Raw genomic sequence first — 20867 nt, 5'->3', positions numbered from 1 at the left:
GGTATGGGAAATAGGGGCAGAAATCACCACTAAAATAAAATTGATTTGGTGCTATTGGCTTTTGGCAGGAATTAGGAAATGATGTTGACAGCAAAACTGGAGCAATTAACAGCTTTATTTGCAGAAATGGAACAGGCTTTGATTGCCTACTCTGGGGGTGTGGATAGCACTCTGGTAGCTAAAATTGCTTATGATGTTTTAGGCGATCGCGCTTTGGCTGTAACGGCTGTTTCACCTTCGCTGTTACCAGAAGAACTGGAAGATGCCAAAATTCAAGCCGCAACTATTGGGATTACTCACAAAATCATCCAAACTCATGAAATGGAAAATCCCAATTACACAGCTAATCCGATCAATCGTTGTTATTTTTGCAAAAGTGAATTACACGACAACCTCAAACCTTTGGCTTTAGAGTTGGGCTATCCCTATGTAGTCGATGGGGTGAATGCTGATGATTTGCAAGACTACCGCCCAGGAATTCAAGCGGCTAAAGAAAGAGGCGCGCGATCGCCTTTAGCTGAAGTCGGTGTGACTAAGCTAGAAGTGCGGCAACTGTCGCAACAATTAGGTTTACCTTGGTGGGATAAACCAGCCCAACCTTGTCTGAGTTCCCGTTTTCCCTACGGTGAGGAGATTACTATCGCCAAGTTACAACGCGTAGGTAGAGCAGAAATTTATTTGCGGAAACTGGGTTGGCAGAATTTGCGAGTCCGTTCTGAAGGCGATACAGCACGCATTGAATTACCACCAGAAAAAATTCAAGATTTTGTACTCATGACAGATTTACCATCTGTAGTTACAGCCTTCCAAGAGTTGGGATTTATTTATGTCACTCTTGATTTAGAAGGTTATCGTAGTGGCAAGTTAAACCAAGTTTTAAATCGGGAAGCCTGGGAAACTAACGTATAAAAGTTATTTTGCATGATTAAGCTGCGAGGGCGGATGTTATGTAGTTTCTGCGTCTACAGACACTAAAATACAACCGTTAATCCTCCAAGTATCATCAGGTTGTTTTTCCATAAAATACAAGGCTCGTAAGGGAACCCCTTCAGGTGATAGCAGTAAAACCGGCTGAGTGATATTGTCTTGGATTGTGGTAATCTGCTCAAAAAATACCGAACGAGGACGGTAAACCGCAGGGTAACTGATGCTCACCATCCGCATAAAGTTCTCTGCGGTTTTAAATTGCTCTTTGATTGCCAGACTAGCAAAGGAGAAGGCAGCTTGAGCATCATCCTGTTGAAATGCTTGTAATTGGCCTTCTATCACAGAACGGATGGCAAGATAATCTTTATCAGTAGCTTCCATAAAACCTACAATTTGCGATCATTGATGTCAGGGTGAAGCCTATCGCTCAATTGCTTGAGAGAGTTTGAATTCTACTTGCTGGAGGGCAAATCGCCACACATCATATCCATCTTGTGATAGATGTAATCCATCAGTAGTTAAATCTGAGCGTAAGTTACCATCAGCATTTGTAAACCAATGATGGATATTCAAGTAATTAGCTCCTTCTTGTTGAGCAATCTCAGAAATTCTTTGATTCAGATGACGAATACGGCTATTAGAAATTGTTGAGATATCAGTTGGTAGGATAGATTGAACAAATATCTGAGTTTTAGGGTGAGTTTGCCGTAAACTGCGAAGAATTCGCCGATAATTTCGTAAAATTACTTCATCGCTTGTACCTTTTCTTAAGTCATTAATCCCAGCCATAATGTAAATTGCATCTGGTCGGGTTTTGGCGAAGGCTGCCAATCTTCTGGCAATACCGCTTGATGTATCTCCAGATATGCCCTGATTAAGCCATAATTTCCCAGTAGGCAGTTTTTCTGTGGGAAACCACAGGCTTAAGGAATCACCCACTAAGATACTCAAGCGGTTTTTACCTTGACCTTGAGCGATCGCTTTCCCTTCTAAAACTAATAAACTTTTCCAATCTTCATAAGTCAATTGCCGCTTCCTACCTGAGTCTCGCGGTAATTTTCCGCGCTCAATATCTGTACGTGTATAAATTTGACCCGTTTTCAGTGCTGCTAGTCTTTGATAGTAAAGTTGATTGCCAGAAGTTAATGACTGATTTGTTGGTTGGCTACTGGGGTTAAATAATGACTCTACGGTGTTTGGTATTTCTTGCGAGTTAATTTTCCGTAAACTGACGTTCTCATTCGCCAGCTTGTTGTCACCTACTTTTGTTTCAGAAGCTTCTGAAGCTGGTAACAGTTGACTGCTCAACTCTGATAATGAAAGCTGAAAAAGCCTAGGAAAAAATTTTTGACTGAATGTTGGTTGTAATTTTTCTACAGGCTGGGTTACTTGACTACTGAATTCGGGTACAGATACATCATGATTGAGGTTATTTTTGACATCTGTTCTGGTCTGCAAGCCTTGATTTACATCCCATTGGGATATATCATGTTGTGGCAAGATAGCTAACATCTGTGGAAGAGCTGAAGCTGGTATTGCCAATCCTGTTAACAAGCCTGCTGCCAACAGATAAGGTTCCCTCATCGCTTTGCTTCTCCTCTAAATTCCTGCTTTTCTCTTTGACAGCGTTAATTATCCGTATTCAGGAAATTTTACTGTAGTTAAAATATTATTCTTATGAAAAATGTATAATTTTGTAAACTAGGTTAACAAGATTACATAAGATAATTTACAAATTCTTTAAAGCATAACTTTTATATTACATAATTTAGCCTGATGTTAGACTTCATGTTCAAGAATGTATAACTTTTTATATACAACATGTTTTACCAAGTTTTTACTTCCGTATGCACCAGACGAGATTGATTTGGAATTATAAAAAAAATTTATCTGCTTGTAAATAAGTTAAGATAGAGAATATTTTGCATAAATGTGTCTTAGCAAATTCATGCAATTGCTAGCCATGTTTGACGACATCAGTAATTTTGAAGTCAAATACGGAATTTTTCCCTAAAACCATTCATATATTTTTACATATAGGACACTTTGTAGTAGTGAATACCATCTACTTAGATAGCCTCATGCCTTAACACTTAGGATGTCTGTATTATTACTCAATTAAATTTAGTTCAATATATATAGTATAAGCCCCTGGGAAATGCTAATATTTATCCGATGTCATTGATGTTTCCCTTTAATTTTGTGGCTAGAGCTAGTACAGCAATTGGAGTAAGTCCAATTATCAAGGAGATTGTGCAAAAACAGGCACATTCAACTCGTCTCACGTTAAAAGAGGTAATTCTCATGGGAATGTTAGCTATCGATAAACTTGATGACCAAAGTCGTCAAGAGTTAGCCGACCGAGTTCACCAAATGCAAGTCAATGGAGAAATTTGAATCTGCTTTCTTGTGTAAATAGTCTAGAGTCTACAGTTCACAGTTAACTACTGACTCTTGATTATTCACGAAATCGGTAACGACTTCCCAGAAGATAATCCTCATTAATCTCAAACGATAACCATCGACGTTGCAAAGTTTCAGCAACAAACCCAGTAGTATTAGAACCTGCAAAGGGATCTAATACTAAATCACCCTCATCAGTTAAAAACTTGATGAAAAATTCAGCGAAACCTTGAGGAAATCTAGCTGGATGTGGTTTGATTCCGGCTGCTTTACAACGTCGTAAATACACACTATTTGATTCGGTGTTCGGAATTTCTAGCAAATTCGGTGGAATTGCGCCTTGGTTATCTGTTTGAAATTTGTTAGAAATGTCATGTCCACTAGGACGGCTTTTAGCTTGATAGCCATTTTTAAGTAGGTTTTTCATACTTTGGCTATATGGCTTTAAAACTTTGCGATTGTTTGCTTTCGGGTACGGCGTTTTAGATAACCACCAAACTGTATTTACTGCGTCTTTAACCCGAATTCGTCTAATTGTTACCCACTCAGCAGGAGTCGGCAGTCGCGCTGGATTGTAGTGATAGAATTCCTGTGCTAAAAAAAAGCCGACTTCTTTGCAGAGTTTAATCAGAAGTTCGTATTGGTATATACTGCGGACAGGATTACCAGGCAGATAAGCTCCGCCTAAATCCAATACCAATGAGCCATTCTCTGCCAGAACTCTTTGAAACTCGTAAGCAAAAGGCAAAAACCAATCAATATATTTTTCTGCGCTTTCGTTACCATAAGCTTTTTTACGTGTTAAAGCGAATGGGGGTGAAGTGAGAATTAAATTAATGCTGTTGTCTGGGATACTTTTGATAATTTGCAGGCTGTCACCTAAATAGGCTTGTCCGTGCTGTTGCGTGTAATAAGGCTGAAAATTAGTGACTTTTGGGGTTGTTGGCTGTGAGTTCAAGCGGTATCTAAATTATCTGAATGACTCAAAGACTACCACTTTTTGTCAGGTAGGAACTTACCAAAAAATAAATTATCCAAATCGACTATTAGTAGGGTGCGTCAGGATGAATATTTTCTTGGTATAGTAGGGGCGGGTTCACAAATACCCTAGTTGAGCAATCCAAGATATTGATCAACCCGCCCCTACAAGGGGTTCTCGTACTGACGCACACTACATTTTGGATATTTTTGCTCTGGAAGTCCCTGAGAGAAATCTAACTCACTAAATCAGGGAATACCTCTTGCACAGCTGGATGTACTAAGCGACGATTCTGCACATTTAAACCTTTAGCTAAGGCGGGGTTAACTTCTAAAGCTTTGATACCTAAATTTGCTAACTGCACAACATAAGGTAGTGTACTGTTATTAAGTGCTTGGGTAGCTGTCCAAGGTACTGCACCTGGCATATTGGGAACGCCGTAATGGACTACACCCTCCTCAATATATATCGGGTTGGTGTGAGACGTGGCGTGTAAGGTTTCCACACAACCACCTTGATCAACGGCAACGTCAACAATTACAGAACCGGGGTGCATTTGTTTCACCAATTCGCGGTTAACTAGAATTGGGGCTTTACGTCCTAATACTAAAACTGCGCCAATGAGTAAATCCGCTTCTTTGACAGCTGCTTCAATATGGGCAGAGTTACTGTAAAGTAATTCTACCCTAGAACCAAATAAAGTTTCTAAGTAAGATAAACGCTCAACATTAACGTCTAAAATTTGCACCGCCGCACCCATGCCTACAGCAATTCTGGCGGCTTCTGTACCAACTACGCCACCACCTAGAATTACTACTTTTCCAGGTTTCACCCCAGGAACACCACCCAATAACACACCTCTACCACCTTGTTGACGTTCTAAGTAGCGTGCGCCAAATTGTACTGATAATCTACCAGCGATGATGCTCATGGGAGTCAGCAGAGGCAGTCTGTTAACTCCGGGTTGCTCTACGGTTTCGTAGGCGATCGCACAAATGCCAGAATCAATTAAGTTTTCTGTTAATTTGCGATCGGCTGCTAAATGCAGATAAGTAAACAATATCTGCCCTTTTTGGCAAAATTTATACTCACTAGCCAGTGGTTCTTTAACTTTAACAACTAATTCCTGATTCCACGCCGCTTCTGCTGTGGAGACAATCACCGCCCCTGCACTTTGATAATCCTCATCTGTAAACCCCGCGCCACTACCTGCTTGAGTCTCAACGCAAATAGTATGACCCTTTTCCCGCAATACCCTTACACTAGAAGGACTTAAACCTACTCTAAACTCTTGATCCTTAGTCTCTTTGGGAACGCCGATTTCCATTTAACGCCTCTGATAAATTTTTGTTTAATTAAGCCTGCCAGTCTCAGCCTGACAGTTCCGTATTAGGGATAGCTATCTATAAGATTAGGTTTCCCAATTTAAATTAATTTCCCCTCAAACTACTTACCCTTGACGATTGCTCTAGAGTTTCTACAATATATAAAGAATAATTACAAAATGTTAACGAGCCTTTGCAAAGCTTTTTAATCAAGCAGCTGTTAGCGTTTTCAAGTTATCTTGTCCTACAAGCTCTGCAATTAGCTCATAACTCGTTATTAAGTCCCGTTTGCCAAAAAGAGGTTTTTGCACAATGTCACAAACACAACCTACTGTTACCCCCAAACTAGAAGAGCCAAAATTTGGCTTTAACGAATATGCCGAAAGATTGAACGGTCGAGCTGCTATGATTGGCTTCCTGTTGATGGTGGTAATTGAATACGTCACCAATCAAGGTGTTCTCTCTTGGCTGGGTTTGAAGTAGTTCTTCGTATTGAAGTTGTAAGCTAATAATTAGAACAGTTGCAACCAGCTGGAACATTCAGCTGGTTTTGACTGTATTAATAGATAGTGCAATACCTGAGAGGAGTTTTCCTTTATAACTATAAGGCAGAGCAGAGAGTGTCAGTGATATCCTAAACTTGCAAATATGTAATGCAAGAGAGCCAATGACTATACATACTCTCAAACTTCAGAAAATTATAATATTTTTTAGGAGCCTTTTATGGTGAAGGGCAATTCCTCAGTTGGGTATTCTGGGTAAATTGACACACAAGGTGAACAGGAAAAACCAAGTTGTGATGAATGCTGTATTACCGCGTTTTTTGAAGTCAGCCTATAGAAAAGAACCCATAATTAGTGTATTGATCACAATGGGTGTAGTAGATGCTCTGATCGGTGGATTAGATGATAGTTGGTCATTGTTCGTTGTGGGTTTGGGAACAGCAGGCGTTACCCTCGCCTTTAAACTCTGGCGTAGTAGCCAGCAAGTCCGCCCTCCGATGGCAGAAGAGCCTGTAGTCCAACATTACTTGCCTTCTCGTTCATCTAGTCCGACTTTGCCGATGCTGACTGTAAATAAGAAGAAACCACCTTACTAGAAAGCTGGGTTTTGATCAGTCCATATTGAGCAGGTGAGGAAGAACAGTGAGGAGTCAGGGAAAAGCTAGCCTGTATTTTAGTTTGGCATTGCTAGGGGCGATCGCTCTGCCGATTCATCTCTGGCACGAATACAAAATCAATCCTGCTCATGCTACCGCAACAGTTAGCACCCCAGAAACCACACAAGCATTTATCAATCCGCGCCTCCTGAAAAACTTCAGGGCGCATCGTGGTACGGTGAAATCTTTAGCTTTTAGTCCCAATGGTCGAATGTTGGCTAGTGGCGGTGATTACAATGAGGGGGTAATCCGCCTATGGAACCCCATCAACGGCGAAAAAGTGGGTAGTATTACCAAAGCCCAAACAACGTCTGTAGAATCTTTAATCATTTCCCCAGATGGGCAAACTTTAGCTAGCTGTGGTGCTGACAAGACAATCAACTTATGGAATCTCAAAAATAATCAGTTTAAACGCTCTTTTGTAGGACATGGTGGGAGTGTATTGTCTCTGGCTGTATCTCCCGATAGTAAAATCCTTGTCAGTGGAGCTTTAGATGGTATTCGACTGTGGGACTTAGTACAACAGCGTCCCTTAGCTACCTTAGTACGCTTCGATAATACAATTTACACTGTAGCGATGAGTCCTGATGGTCAGACTGTCGCTAGTGGTGACAAAAGAGGCGTAATTAAGTTATGGAATTTAAATACTGGTAAGTTAACTCAGGAATTTGTCGCCCATGCTGGTACAGTCACCAATGTGGCTTTTACGCCTGATGGGCAGAAGTTAATTAGTTCTAGTCGCGATCGCACAATCAAACTATGGCATATTACCTCGGAAACACCAGTTTACACTCTCACCGGACACAACAATTGGGTAAATGCGATCGCCATTAATCCCGATGGCAGAACTTTAGCTAGTGCTGGTAGGGATGGGATTAAATTATGGGATTTAGCTACAGGTAAGTTATTAAATACACTAACTGGACACAGTGATTGGGTGAGTGCGATCGCTTTTAGTCGTGATGGCAAAGTGCTGGCGAGTGGAGCATTTGATGGACGAATTAATATTTGGGGGAATCCGTCAAATAAAGTTAGCAAGTAACTATTGTGACTTTGATGTAAGAGCGATCGCACAACATCAGTCTAGATGAAATATGCGATCGCTTGTAGCTCTTGGAGACGATGATTGCTTAATAGGGAATAACTATTTGTGTTTTTTCAACGGTGTCTTCAACTAATAGACTGCCGTCTTGTTGAGTTTGTAGTTGAAAGCTTCCCTGGTGTGCAGGAGGAGAAATCAGAATTTTGCTGTGATTGACATGCTCAATTTGCCAGTTCAAAATCTGCTCGTGATTATCCATAGCAATAGCATAGATCAGCAGATGGTCACGACCAAAGGGGGTAGTCCATTCACATATTTTGCCAGAACCTTCAGCCCCTTGGCCTAGTTGGTTGGGCTGGGGGTGATAACAGTCGTGAACATAGCCGTCTCTCTGGACAAACTTCACATTAGTATCATGATTTTTACCATCTAAATATAGAGGAGAATCAGGAGCAGACCAAAAGTAGTTTCTGGAAATGGCGGCTACAAGCACAAATTTAACAGAAACATCACCGCGCCGAAATAGTAATTCACGAGGAGAGATAACTTGAGTTTCCAGTTTTCCATCCCGATTATTCAGCAAAAAAGATGCTTGAACTGCTATTGATTGTTGGGATTGAATTCTGTCTACAAGGAAGAGACTATTTGCTCCACACAAAATCCATGTTCTTTGAGCTTTTTGGAGTGGCTTACCATAAGAGAATTTGAAGCGTTCTCTTTGGATGATAGACTTACTATAAGCGTCCGCCGCATCAGATTCGATAACAGTCATATTCCCTTTTTGGGAAAGTAGTTTCATCTGACTAAGAACTGGGGCATTTTTGTAGATACTTCCCTGTATAGGCTTTTGTTTGATCGTGGGAAAATTCTTGGTGATAAAAGTCCAGGTATTGTGAAAAGCTGCGGATTTTGAGAGACGTTGAATTTTCAGACGATAACAACAATGTCCAGGATCAACGAAAAAGTCTTCGCCGCCGTAGGAGAGTATAAAACTATTTAGATCCTCATGACGATGAGCGACTGCACGTAAAGGCTCATATCCAGTTTGAACGGAGAGAACTGTGGATTTATGATGCCAGCGATCGCGAACAATCACAGTGCCATTGCTGAATTTTGCTGCTAAGGGAAGGTTAGCTTGCTCAGGTGTGATGGAATTGTCCGCGTATCTCCAGTTGAGCAGAGTCGGGAACAGAAAATTATTAAAAAAGCCAAAGGTAGCTCGATCATCAGGGCCTAATTTGGGTTCTTGATAGGTTTCCTGAAACATCCAAAATGCTAAACCTGCTTCCATTGGCATAGTTTTTTTAGCCCGTCGGGAGATATGGAGTAACAGATCAGCCGTAGGTCTGAATATAGCAGCCGAATCACCCCAATTTAAAGAACGAGGATAAGGTAAATCTCCCCACCCAGGCAGAGGTTTCATTTGAAGGAATGATGATACAACCCAAGGCAAACAGCGAGTATAACAGGATATATCCAGCTTGCTTTCTAAGGATGGATCATAATGCACAAGCACTTCAAATAAGTGTGCCAGGTGCAGAGTTGCGTAGTTCCAGTATTGTAGAGATTCAGCATAGCTATCTTGGTTATATAGCTTGACAGCAAATTCGTAATCTTCTACAGACTTTTGTACACCTGCTTGATCGCCCAGGATTGCCGACACTGTGCCGTAGCCATTGAGAAGAACCATAAACCAGTTGCTCTTAATTTGTTGGTTTTTAATGGTTTTATCCAGCCATTCTCGACATAGTTTTTGAGGCTTATTTCTCAAAGCTGCACGAATTTCATCTAACTCAGTGGTAGTAAAGATATCTGGGCAAAGATCAAGAACAATTGCGATCGCAATTCCCGCATGAGCAGTCTCAAGCTGTCCTGATAATGGTTTAGTGCGTTTTCTAAACCAAGGCCCTACCCACTCATCCGCCGATTTACGTATAACATCTAACACAACAGCCTTCAGCCATTCTTTGAGCCTGACTATTTCTGTTTCAGGCGTTAAACCATGAGATTTAATTACTTGGTTAACCAGATCAGATATTAACGGCAATAATTGTTGTTTGGATATTGTATTATCTTCAGATAAAAATTTATTTTGACTTACCTGAAAATTATGGGATTTTTGCGCTAAAAAGCAAATAAATGCTACATCGCTTAAACGTTCCCAAATAATATGCCACCATTCATTAGTATCTGAAGGTTGTACCAACCCTGGATATTGAGTATTTTTGATAGTACGTTCCAACAGAGCAATTAAGAAATCATGCCGACGATCATTAGCTATCTCAAGGGCTATCAGTTCATCATCTGAAATCAACAATCCCATGACAGTTGCACCTTTATTATCAGCGTATTTACTTAGTGTATTGTACCTGCTTGCCATCAGCTTATATTGCAATCAGGTTTAGTTGATTTGAGTAGTAAATGCGGCTGAGTAACAGCGAAAACCGCAAAAGTCTTGATATAGTTAGGTTTGATTCGGCAAACTCATCTACACTATTGTTAATTTTTCTCCTCAAGAAACCAGTATTGACTGTATTTGATGTTACAGAAATACACAAGAAAGTTTCTAACTCAGCATTTCCTAAAAAAAAAACCCCCAAAGGGGGGAAATTTGGAAGTTGTCCGCGTGGAGTGAACAACTAAATAATGAATTCTCACAGTAAATAGAGTAATCCGAACAAAATAATCCAAATTACGTCAACAAAGTGCCAATAAATTTCCGCAGCTTCCACACCAAAGTGTTTTTCACTACTATAGTGACCGGGAGAGCGCGATCGCCACAACACAGCCAAAATCGCCAAAACGCCGATAGTAACGTGCAAACCGTGGAAACCCGTCAACACATAAAAGGCACTGGCAAATAAATTAGTAGTCAGACCAAATTCTAAATGTGTATATTCGTAAACCTGACCGACTAAGAAAATTGTACCCATGACGGCGGTAATCGCTAACCAAGTACGCATTCCCTTGGTATCATTCTTTTTGATAGCAGTGTCAGCATTGTGCATGACAAAACTACTAGCAATCAGATTGACAGTGTTAACTCCAGGTAGTAGCAGTTCTAACTCTGGTGTACCTGCGGGCGGCCACGCAGGTAAAGTTGAACGGAGAGCTAGATAAGCTCCGAACAACCCCATAAAAATCATTCCTTCAGCAATCAAGAACACAAATATCCCAAACAGACGATGATCGGGATGTTCTTCATGAGCAGCGATCGCCGCCGCATGATGATTCAGTTCTGTTTTCGCTGGGTCAATTGTTTGACTTTGCATGAATTTTGACAAGTGTGAAATGTGAATAGTTTGGGGATTGGGGATTGGGTCAAAGTGTTTCTTTCTCCGTTCCCCTGCTCCCCTGCTCCCTCTGCTCCCCTAGCCTCTAACCTCTAAATCAGACTCAATGCTGGGATATGGCTCATCAGTATCAGCCCTGAGTACGGGATTTTCAGATGGGGAGACATCAGCAGGTGCGAGTTCTACACCATAGTCATAGGGGCCATGGGTTAACACTGGCAGTGTTTCAAAATTTTCAATGGCTGGTGGTGAGGTAGTCGCCCACTCTAAGGTGAGTGCTTTCCAGGGATTATTACCCGCTTTCTCTCCGTACATCCAACTCCAAATAGCGTTGATGATAAACGGGAATGTGGAAACAGCCAGAATGTAAGCACCGTAAGTGCAAATTTCATTTAACAGGGTAAATTTGGGATCATACTGAGCCACCCGGCGGTTCATGCCCATCATCCCTAACTTGTGCATTGGTAGGAATGCCATATTTAGCCCCACAATCGTCAGGGCAAAATGCACCTTACCCCAAGTTTCATTCATCATCCGCCCCGTCATTTTCGGGAACCAGTGATAAATAGCGGCAAAAATACCCAACACACTACCACCAAACAATACATAGTGTAGGTGTGCCACCACAAAATAAGTGTCGTGAACGTGAATATCAAAAGGCACGGCTGCCAACATCACGCCACTGATGCCACCAATGACGAAAGTTCCCACAAAACCCATTGCAAACAACATGGCAGGGTTGAATTGGATTTTGCCAGCCCACATTGTCGCTAACCAGCTAAAAATTTTGATTCCTGTGGGTACAGCAATGATCATAGTGGTGATCATAAAGAACATCCGCAACCAACCAGGAATCCCACTGGTAAACATGTGGTGCGCCCAAACGATTAGCCCTAAGAAACTGATGGCTAAGGAAGAGTAGGCGATCGCTTTATAACCGAAAATTGGTTTACGGGAATGAACCGGAATCACCTCAGAAATTGCCCCAAAGAAAGGCAAAATCATGATATACACAGCCGGGTGAGAGTAAAACCAGAACATGTGCTGGTACACCACCGGATCACCACCACCAGTGGGATTAAAAAATGTTGTTCCTGCCAATAAATCAAAAGCCAGCAGAATCAAACCTGCTGCTAACACTGGTGTTGATAGTAAAACCAACGCCGAAGTCGCCAGCATTGCCCAACAGAACAAGGGCATTTGATGAACACCCATAGTGGGGATTCGCATTTTCAGCAGGGTGACAAGAAAATTAATTGCCCCCAAAATCGACGAAGTACCCAACAACAGGACACTCATAATCCAAATGCCCTCACCCACCTGTCCTGTTACCAAACTTAAAGGAGGGTAGGAAGTCCAACCGGCTTGGGCTGCATCCCCGATGATTAAGCTGGAAATTAACAACAACCCGGCTGGGGGAATCAACCAAAAAGCCACAGCATTCAGCCTAGGGAATGCCATATCTTTCGCCCCAATCATCAAGGGGATGAGAAAGTTAGCAAACCCCGCCCCGGCTGGCACAATCCACAAGAAAATCATGATGGTGGCGTGCAGTGTAAACAGGCTGTTGTAAAGTTCTGGACTCACAAAATCTACTTCTGGAGTTCGTAGTTCTGTACGCACTAAGTCAGCTAAAACGCCGCCAATGCAGTAAAAAATGAAGGAAGTAACGAGATATTGCAGTCCAATTACTTTGTGATCTGTATTAAAGCTAAAGTAGTCTCGCCAATGTCTTACCCCTGGTTCTTCAATATGAGCAGGGATGTTGGCTGTTTCTTGTAATTGAGCTTGTGTCATGGTTGTTTGTTATTAGTCATTGGTCATTAGTCATTAGTCATTGGTTGTAGCTTTGGACTGTGGACTATGGACTTTTTGACTATTGGTGAACTTGATGGAGGATTTCGGGGTTAATTCCCATGTCTTTGGTATGAGGTGCCAGAAATTCGTCTGGGGATTGGTTAGCTGGGTTAATAGCGATCGCTTCTTGAAGCGTGTCATTATTCGCAGCTACCTGTTCTTGCATCCATTTGTCAAATGCTGCCTGTGACTCAACTACTACCTGAGTTCTCATTGCGCCGTGGTAAGGGCCGCACAGTTCAGCACAAATCAGCGCATAGTCACCTTCTTTCTTAGGCGTGAAGCGAATTTCAGTCTGTCTACCGGGAATTGCATCTTGCTTGAGACGAAACTCTGGCACCCAAAAAGCGTGGATGACATCATTCGCTGTCATATTAATTTGCACTTCTCGCCCAATGGGAACGTGCAGTTCCCCAGAGGTAATACCTGTTTCGGGATAGGTAAACAGCCAAGCGTATTGCAAACCAGTCACATTGACTGTTAATTCCGGTGGTTGCCCAGCTTTTTCCCGACTAGCACCAATAGTGGGTGCAACGCTACCCACACCCGGAGCATTCTGCTTTTGGGGAATTTGATCCGCATTGCGGACTGCGGCTGTAGCTGGATCTTGCATAGCCTGATCAGATTTTTCTTGATTCAGGTTAGGCGCAGTCTTAGGAGGGGTATCGTTTAAAGTTGCGGCGATCGCCGCCCCAGGCATTGTCATCGATTCCTGCATAATTGGGGCTTCATGGATGGCGTGGGGATCAAAACCACCGATGTCGTTATAAACATCAAAACTGTAGACAGAAATACCGATAACGATAATTGCTGGGATTGCAGTCCAGAGTATTTCTAAAGGTACATTACCTTCAATTGGTGGCCCATCTTCCTGATCACCAGGTCGGCGACGATATTTAAATGCACAGTAAAATAATACACCTTCAACTAGCAAAAATATACCTGCTGAAACAGTCATCATCGTATTAAACAGACCATCTACCAAGACAGCCTCATTTGATGCGGCAACTGGCAACAAATTATGATTTTGTCCGTACCACAGGCTAATCAGAGTTAGCCCAATGCCAATTAGTAATGTCCAGATTGAACTTGGAATTTTCACGATTCACTTAAATGAATTGATCACGTTATCTCAAAGTAACTCACTTACTACGGTAGACCAGGCTATTAGATATGGAGACGACTGTTCTGAAATTTTTATTAATTTTTTCGCCTACAATCAGAATTTTGAGTAAAAGATAACTATTAGATACTGCCGAGAGTAGATGTCAAAAATTAGCAAAATTTAAGGAAAATTTAGGAAATTCACCTTGATGAATCTTAAGAAATTATTGACAACTTAAAAAATACCTAAAGCTTCCGGCTAGCAACAGCCAGAGTGATTCAAAGTATTAAGTAAAAGCTAAACAATTAACCCTGGTTCTATACGCTAGGGTGGAGATGAGTCAGTAATGAAAATAGAAAATTCTCAAAACTTCACCAATAGCGGGCTGAAGGTATCCTTCATGAACGAATTTGTCTTAGAACAACAAAATGAATCGGCAGCAATGCAGCAAAAGCCCAAGGATGTAATTCGTCGCTTGGTATGGCGGATGTGTATAGCTACCTTGATTTTGATGGCTATCGGCAGTGCTACCCGCGTCATGAATGCTGGGCTAGCTTGCCCAGACTGGCCACTGTGTTATGGGGAACTGGTGCCAGCTAAACAAATGAATCTCCAAGTGTTTTTGGAATGGTTTCACCGCTTGGATGCTAGTTTGATTGGTGTGAGTGCGATCGCCCTCTGTGGTTTATCCTGGTGGCATCGTCGAGTTTTACCAACCTGGTTACCCTGGGCATCGACATTTGCCTTGTTTCTCATCGTCTTCCAAGGCATTTTGGGGGGACTCACCGTTACTGAATTGTTACGATTTGATATCGTTACAGCCCACTTAGGCACAGCTTTATTATTTTTCACTACCCTGTTAATTGTCGGCATCGCGCTGACTCCCTATCAGGGAACAGGAAACGTAGGTAAGCTGCCGTGGATAGGTTTAACCGCCGCAATTTTAGTTTACGTGCAGAGTCTACTAGGTGCTTTGGTCGGTTCTCGTTGGGCTTTACACCAGTGTTTTGCAGGTTCTCAACTTTGCGGTGTGATGTATAGCCATATTTTTGGCTTAGTACCGCCAACAGTGGCAACTTTGGCAGTGGTGATCATTTCCTGGCGTACACCAGCACTACACCCAGCTTTGCGACGCTTGGCTAATATGGCTGGTGTCTTATTGGTTTTACAGCTATTGTTGGGAGTTGCAACTTTCCGATTACATCTGCAAGTCGAACCTCTGACTGTATCTCACCAAGCTGTGGGTGCCACTCTGTTAGGTACTTTAGTCGCTTTTACCGTTCTGGCATTACGTGACTGGAGTGCTAGCCGTGAAATTAATACTGCCTTTGTGGGTGTAACCGCATCTACTACCAGTACCCAAGCGAATGGCTCGAATCTGTAACTACTCTCAAGTTTGCTTGCATCCTAGATATTACCTTTATGGTTACTAATGACTAATGGCAATTAGCCATTAGCCATTCCTCTTTTAGTGTTGTAACCAACTTGACATCACCTATAGTATTAATCCCCATAACTAGAAGTGGTGGCAGTTTACAAAAATTCCCCTGCGTCAGCATTGACTCTAGAAAAAAGCCATAAGTAGTTGGTAATGAACTCCTTACACCAACAAACCATGAAAAAGTAAAGAGGAAGTAGAAGCAAACTCCCTACCCCTCTGTTCACAACTCTCACCCCCTGCCTTTTTCCTTTCCACACTCTCTACATGGCAGTTCTAAAGGCAAGGAATACAACCCTCACACAAGGGCTGTACTTAAGTTCTTGAAAAATAAGGAATTAAAGCGAACATGATTGAGACTAATGTCTCTCGCCACCACGAAAACTTTTTACAGGTAATTCACAGCTATTATCAGCTCACTAAACCTCGGATTATCCCATTGCTGTTAATTACTACTGCTGGGAGTATGTGGATTGCTGCCCAGGGACAAGTAGATCCATTACTCTTGTTAGTAACCTTGACTGGCGGGACTTTAGCGGCTGCTAGCGCGCAGACAATTAACTGTATCTATGACCGTGATATTGATTATGATATGGAAAGGACGCGGCATCGTCCTATGCCTTCCGGTAGGGTACAACCCCGTGATGCGTTAATTTTTGCGATCGCACTAGCAATACTTTCCTTTACACTCCTGACAGTATTCGCCAATCTCCTCGCCGCTTTACTAGCATTATCCGGCATTATTTTTTATGTTTTGGTCTACACTCATTGGCTCAAGCGTCATAGTACCCAAAATATTGTGATTGGTGGGGCGGCTGGTGCAATTCCCGCTTTAGTCGGTTGGGCAGCCGTCACAGGTACTTTAAGCTGGGCAGCATGGTTAATTTTTGCCATCGTCTTTTTATGGACACCTCCCCATTTCTGGGCTTTGGCGTTGATGATTCGTGATGACTACGCTAAGGTGGGCATCCCCATGTTACCTGTAGTGGAAGGTGCTACCGTCACCGTCAAACAAATTTGGTACTACACACTAATTACAGTTGTAGCGACGCTGTTATTGGTGTATCCTCTGCACGCTAGCGGCATGATTTACGCCGCCTTCGCGGCTGGGTTGGGAGGATTATTTATTCGTAAGTCTTGGTGTTTGTTACACAACCCCGAAGATCGCAATTTAGCTAGAGATGTGTTTCTCTTTTCTATCTCATACATGATGCTGTTGTGTTTGAGTATGGTGATAGATAGTCTACCAATTACCCATCGAGTGGTTAATGCTGTAATCGCTTTCATTAGTTAGCGCATGGACAATTGAGCGATCGCGTTGGTAAAGTTCAAGGCGCGATCGCACTATCATTAATTCCCAATAGCCTAGGTTATCTCGCTAGAAAATTCAAAATTCAAAACAATTTTGAGAATAACCACAAAATTAAACCAGTCACTACAACACAAACAATTCCCGCCACCCCAGCCAGGGGTTTTTTATTTTTACCAGTCCACCACTCGGAAACTGTACCTGTGTAAGTGATTAATTGGGCTGTATCTATAGTAGCGATCGCCCATACTAAAGCTGAATGTAATCCCCAAGCTATCCCTAAATTACCGCGATCGCTTATCCTCGCCAACACTAACATCATTCCTAATAACCATAACCCCGGTAGTTGTGGGATAGTTTCCCGTTGTTCCCAGACTAAATGTAATCCAGCAAAAATCAGACTAGAAATTACTGCTGCTAACCATAGAGGGTATTCTCGCTCTAATTCCGTTAACAGGAAACCCCGAAAAACTAATTCTTCTATACCCCCAACCAACAACGCTATTAATAGAATTGGTAAAAATATAGCTGGTAGTTGCTGAATGTTGGACTTTTCCCAGTCGCACCAACCCAACCAGAATTGAAAGATATATAAAACAGCTATACTCAGCAATCCTAAGCCGAAACCAAGTGCTAGGGAACTGAGCAGGGTAAAATTAGCAGTAAATCCGTAATTGCCAATAGAACTATTAGTTAACCCCATAACTCCCCATATCATCAGAGGTGCTAATAGGTAAAGTGAGACAATTAACGGTAATTTCTGCTGTGGTTGTAGCGGTTTTAGTGGTTGCCAATGCAGCAATCTGAGTAATGTGACTGCCACTGGTAGCCAACAACCTACCCAGCTAAGAAAAAATGCCATCACCACAACTATGACTGGTGCATCTTTCATCAATGCCAGTAGATTGTTGAGGAATGGCTGAAGTAAATTTGTCAAATTATCTAAAAAAAGCACAATAGACTGCTTGCAGAATAAATGTCTTGCTGATCAATCAAGACTTTACCAAAACTGGTGAATTCTGCAAGGGGTCTAATCGGATTTTGGTGTTAGAGCCAATTATTCAATTAGAGATACAATTTTTTTCTGAAGTTAGGGATAAGTCAAGAAGCTTTCAGCGTCAACTTACCCCTAAGACAAGAAAATTTATTCTTCGTCTTCTACATCTTCTTCAGATTCATCAGCATCAATGTCTGATGCCATTTCTTTCTTATCACTTTCACTGAGTTGAATCAAGTGAATATGCTTGTATCCCAGTCTAATTTCAAACTCATCACCAGGTTTTAAGCCCATTGCTTTGGTGTAAGTCGCACCAATGACAATTTGACCGTTCTGATGAACGCTAACGCGATATGTCGGTTCACGACCACGACCATCTTTTGGTGCTTCTGGACTGAGGGGAATTCCTCTAGCCGATAGCAAAGCATCATAAAAATCAGTGAGATTGACGCGAACCTGATTATTCTTAGTAACAGTGTAATATCCACACTGCTTGGCTCTTTCTCTTCGTGGTAAATTAGAAAGTTCTTTTACCTTAGCCAGCAGAGCTTTTCCAGTTAAAGGGGCAGTTGCAGTTTCAGTCATTATGCTCAAATTTTCCTTACTCTCTCCAAACTGATAAATTATGTAGTCTCACACCAGTCTTTGACTTTTTCGCATCTGTACAAAGCTACTGGGGACTTCCATCTCAAGGGTGAATTCCTGCTGAGATTAACCTCAAGAACCTCTATTATGGATAACCATAACAACTGAGAGGTCAGGGGGTTAACAGGCATTAGTTTTGTTGATTTTACGGCATTTTAAACCATAATTCACTATGGAAAATGCAATTATTTTCTCTTTTGGTCTAACGATTACAAATAAGTTGTAGACCCAAGAAATTGCAGGTTGCCCACTTGCAGTCCTTGCCTTTATTGCTTTTGAGGTGTCAGGTTTTCTCTCAGCTTACTCTTAAGCAAAGGACAGCATAGTATTTGAATATGGTCTGATGGACATCCACCCTTTTGTCCTGCCTGTCGAGGCATGAAATTGCCTCTAGATTACGAAGAAACTAAGCAGTGTTAGCCGCACTTGTACGGCTATTGATCTGGGATTGTGACTTCGTAATTTTATATTAAATACTAGCATGGACTAATAATAGCAAAATAATTGTTTCTTTTTGAATTTAACTTGCAGGGAAAATTTTCACTAAATCCACTAGCACCTAGAGAAAAAAAGCGGTGAGGATTTTACTGGCAGTTTATGACTGTAGTGATGATTGCTGTACAGCTTTTATAAAAATTAATCTAAATTGATGAGATGAGTAGTTTTGATGAGTGAGTGTTCTCCTGTGATTTCCTTGATTGAGAGCAGAGGAAAAAGCATCAGGATTAACCTTCTGGCTGATTATCCCCAGAGCAAAAGCTTTTGTCTTTTATGTACTTCTGTCTGTGGGAAGAATAAAATTATTCACATCTGTCAACGACTTTATGGCGATGACTGGATGTTTATTATCAGCTTTAATGCTTCTAGACAACCATAAAATTAGCACTTAGGAACTATTGAAGGGTGTTTTCCAAGCGGTGGAGATCACAGAGACTGGATTCAAGATGTAAAGATAACCTAAAAAGCATTTATTTTGGTTATTTTTCCCATATAAGAGATAAAAGTATATTCACCGCCTGGTCAATCCCCTTGACTCAGGCTGCCAAACCAGTGAACTAAATCACAAACAACGATAATTTTTTTGGGTTCTCGGCGCATAAGGAAATATCAATCTGGCCTACAGCACTTCTACAACTAAAATTTTAATGGTTATCCTGAGACTATAATCAGTCGCTCTTTGATTATCAGCCTATTCACACCAGTCTGGAAATTAGAGGCAAGAAGTATAGCTCATTTTTCGCAGCCACCAGCCTTAATTTAATATTTCTGCGGCTGATTAAGCAATTTTAAGACTTTGGTCGCTAACAATGGAAGTTATTTTTAAAATTATTCGACAACAACAAAATTCTGCCCCTGTCTTACAAACTTACCTTTTAGAGACAGAACCAGGCAATACGATTTTGGATTGCCTTAATCGCATTAAGTGGGAGCAAGATGGCACATTAGCATTTCGCAAAAATTGCCGTAATACCATCTGTGGTAGTTGTGCCATGCGAATTAATGGGCGTTCTGCTTTAGCTTGTAAGGAAAATGTAGGCAGTGAATTAGCCAGATTTAACCAATCAGCAAATACGATTCCAGAAATCACGATCGCACCCCTAGGCAATATGCCAGTGATCAAGGATTTAGTCGTGGATATGAGTAGTTTCTGGGATAATTTAGCAGACGTAGCTCCCTATGTCAGTACCGCCGCCCGACAAATACCAGAAAGAGAGTTTTTACAAACACCCGCAGAGCGATCGCTGTTGGATCAAACTGGTAACTGTATTATGTGCGGTGCTTGCTACTCTGAATGCAATGCCCGTGAAGTTAACAGCGATTTTGTCGGCCCCCACGCCTTAGCTAAAGCCTACCGCATGATTGCCGACTCCCGCGACAGTGATACAACCAATCGCTTAGAAAATTACAACGAAGGCACTAAAGGAGTTTGGGGTTGTACCCGTTGTCTATACTGCGATGCAGTCTGTCCCATGGAAGTTGCCCCATTAGAACAAATCACTAAAATTAAACAACAAATCCTTACCCACAAACAAGCTAGTGATAGTCGCTCAATTCGTCACCGTAAAGTCTTAGTGGACTTAGTGAAAGCAGGTGGTTGGATTGACGAAAGGCAATTTGGCTTACAAGTTGTTGGTAACTACTTCAAAGACTTGAAAGGGTTGCTGAGTCTTGCTCCTTTAGGATTACGCATGATTGCTAAAGGTAAATTCCCCCTATCATTCGAGTCATCCGAAGGAACAGCACAAGTGCGATCGCTCATTGAAGCAGTAAAACAGCAGGAAGGGAGTAGAGAAAAATAAATTCAAAATTCTCTCATTCAACATTGTTGACTGTTGACTGTTAATTTATCCCCAATCCCCCCAAGAGGCAAGGGAACTCTGAGCAGGG

18 protein-coding genes are annotated in these 20867 nt (G+C 41.7%); 8 read left to right on the top strand and 10 right to left on the bottom strand.

Annotation, left to right across the window (positions count from 1 at the left end; translation table 11 throughout):
* Positions 1-78 precede the first annotated feature (78 nt).
* Positions 79-909, top strand: coding sequence for an ATP-dependent sacrificial sulfur transferase LarE (gene larE / locus A3775_RS04495; RefSeq protein ID WP_066424035.1), 831 nt, complete (start codon positions 79-81; stop codon positions 907-909).
* A 36-nt stretch (positions 910-945) separates the two neighbouring features.
* Here the strand turns inward: larE and A3775_RS04490 are convergent, their stop codons facing one another.
* Both A3775_RS04490 and A3775_RS04485 read right to left on the bottom strand, forming a co-directional pair.
* Positions 946-1308: a DUF4864 domain-containing protein gene (locus tag A3775_RS04490; RefSeq protein ID WP_066375980.1), complete on the bottom strand. Its 363-nt coding sequence runs from the start codon at positions 1306-1308 to the stop codon at positions 946-948.
* Positions 1309-1347: 39 nt separating this feature from the next.
* Positions 1348-2511, bottom strand: a complete 1164-nt coding sequence (locus tag A3775_RS04485) for an SGNH/GDSL hydrolase family protein (protein ID WP_066375979.1) — start codon at positions 2509-2511, stop codon at positions 1348-1350.
* 600 nt (positions 2512-3111) lie between these two features.
* Between A3775_RS04485 and A3775_RS04480 the strand changes: the two genes are divergently transcribed.
* On the top strand, positions 3112-3324 hold the full coding sequence (locus A3775_RS04480; protein WP_066375978.1) for a hypothetical protein: 213 nt from the start codon (positions 3112-3114) through the stop codon (positions 3322-3324).
* Positions 3325-3385: 61 nt separating this feature from the next.
* Here A3775_RS04480 and A3775_RS04475 read toward each other — a convergent pair whose 3' ends face one another.
* Positions 3386-4288 (bottom strand): site-specific DNA-methyltransferase, encoded by a 903-nt coding sequence (locus tag A3775_RS04475; RefSeq protein WP_066424032.1) that lies wholly within the window; start codon positions 4286-4288, stop codon positions 3386-3388.
* 256 nt (positions 4289-4544) lie between these two features.
* Positions 4545-5636 (bottom strand): alanine dehydrogenase, encoded by a 1092-nt coding sequence (ald, locus tag A3775_RS04470; protein ID WP_066424028.1) that lies wholly within the window; start codon positions 5634-5636, stop codon positions 4545-4547.
* 310 nt (positions 5637-5946) lie between these two features.
* Here ald and A3775_RS24030 point away from each other — a divergent pair, with 310 nt between their 5' ends.
* The 3 genes from A3775_RS24030 (at position 5947) to A3775_RS04460 (ending at position 7835) form a co-directional block, all read left to right on the top strand.
* A complete protein-coding gene (locus A3775_RS24030) occupies positions 5947-6117 on the top strand; it encodes a chlorophyll a/b-binding protein (protein ID WP_015139885.1) in 171 nt (56 codons plus the stop codon).
* Positions 6118-6433: 316 nt separating this feature from the next.
* The gene (locus tag A3775_RS04465) at positions 6434-6733 is read left to right on the top strand and encodes a hypothetical protein (protein ID WP_066375969.1); all 300 of its coding nucleotides are present in this window, start codon (positions 6434-6436) and stop codon (positions 6731-6733) included.
* A 46-nt stretch (positions 6734-6779) separates the two neighbouring features.
* Complete coding sequence (locus A3775_RS04460) at positions 6780-7835, top strand: WD40 repeat domain-containing protein (protein WP_066424025.1); 1056 nt, start codon at positions 6780-6782, stop codon at positions 7833-7835.
* Positions 7836-7923: 88 nt separating this feature from the next.
* Here the strand turns inward: A3775_RS04460 and A3775_RS04455 are convergent, their stop codons facing one another.
* The 4 genes from A3775_RS04455 to A3775_RS04440 all read right to left on the bottom strand — a co-directional run bounded on the left by A3775_RS04455 (position 7924) and on the right by A3775_RS04440 (position 14087).
* On the bottom strand, positions 7924-10215 hold the full coding sequence (locus A3775_RS04455) for a heparinase II/III family protein (protein ID WP_082803671.1): 2292 nt from the start codon (positions 10213-10215) through the stop codon (positions 7924-7926).
* Between the two features lie 274 nt (positions 10216-10489).
* Entirely contained in the window at positions 10490-11107 is a 618-nt protein-coding gene (locus A3775_RS04450) for a heme-copper oxidase subunit III (RefSeq protein ID WP_066375963.1), read from the bottom strand.
* Positions 11108-11206: 99 nt separating this feature from the next.
* On the bottom strand, positions 11207-12925 hold the full coding sequence (ctaD, locus tag A3775_RS04445; protein ID WP_066424023.1) for a cytochrome c oxidase subunit I: 1719 nt from the start codon (positions 12923-12925) through the stop codon (positions 11207-11209).
* A 79-nt stretch (positions 12926-13004) separates the two neighbouring features.
* The gene (locus tag A3775_RS04440; protein ID WP_066424021.1) at positions 13005-14087 is read right to left on the bottom strand and encodes a cytochrome c oxidase subunit II; all 1083 of its coding nucleotides are present in this window, start codon (positions 14085-14087) and stop codon (positions 13005-13007) included.
* Between the two features lie 403 nt (positions 14088-14490).
* On the opposite strand from A3775_RS04440, the gene A3775_RS04435 reads away from it, so the two are divergent.
* Both A3775_RS04435 and A3775_RS04430 read left to right on the top strand, forming a co-directional pair.
* Positions 14491-15474, top strand: a complete 984-nt coding sequence (locus tag A3775_RS04435; RefSeq protein WP_066375955.1) for a heme A synthase — start codon at positions 14491-14493, stop codon at positions 15472-15474.
* 403 nt (positions 15475-15877) lie between these two features.
* Entirely contained in the window at positions 15878-16822 is a 945-nt protein-coding gene (locus tag A3775_RS04430) for a heme o synthase (protein WP_066375954.1), read from the top strand.
* A gap of 100 nt (positions 16823-16922) precedes the next feature.
* On the opposite strand, the gene A3775_RS04425 is transcribed toward A3775_RS04430, so the two are convergent.
* Complete coding sequence (locus A3775_RS04425) at positions 16923-17792, bottom strand: lysostaphin resistance A-like protein (RefSeq protein ID WP_369817206.1); 870 nt, start codon at positions 17790-17792, stop codon at positions 16923-16925.
* A 189-nt stretch (positions 17793-17981) separates the two neighbouring features.
* A complete protein-coding gene (locus tag A3775_RS04420) occupies positions 17982-18419 on the bottom strand; it encodes an AbrB family transcriptional regulator (protein WP_066375953.1) in 438 nt (145 codons plus the stop codon).
* A 1367-nt stretch (positions 18420-19786) separates the two neighbouring features.
* On the opposite strand from A3775_RS04420, the gene A3775_RS04415 reads away from it, so the two are divergent.
* Positions 19787-20779 (top strand): succinate dehydrogenase/fumarate reductase iron-sulfur subunit, encoded by a 993-nt coding sequence (locus tag A3775_RS04415; RefSeq protein WP_066375951.1) that lies wholly within the window; start codon positions 19787-19789, stop codon positions 20777-20779.
* Positions 20780-20867 lie beyond the last annotated feature (88 nt).

It is taken from the genome of Anabaena sp. 4-3, assembly GCF_001597745.1.
Classification (GTDB): Bacteria; Cyanobacteriota; Cyanobacteriia; order Cyanobacteriales; family Nostocaceae; genus Trichormus.
The sequence above is the reverse complement of the archived record's forward strand: the minus strand, read 5'-3'. Positions and strand labels throughout refer to the sequence as shown.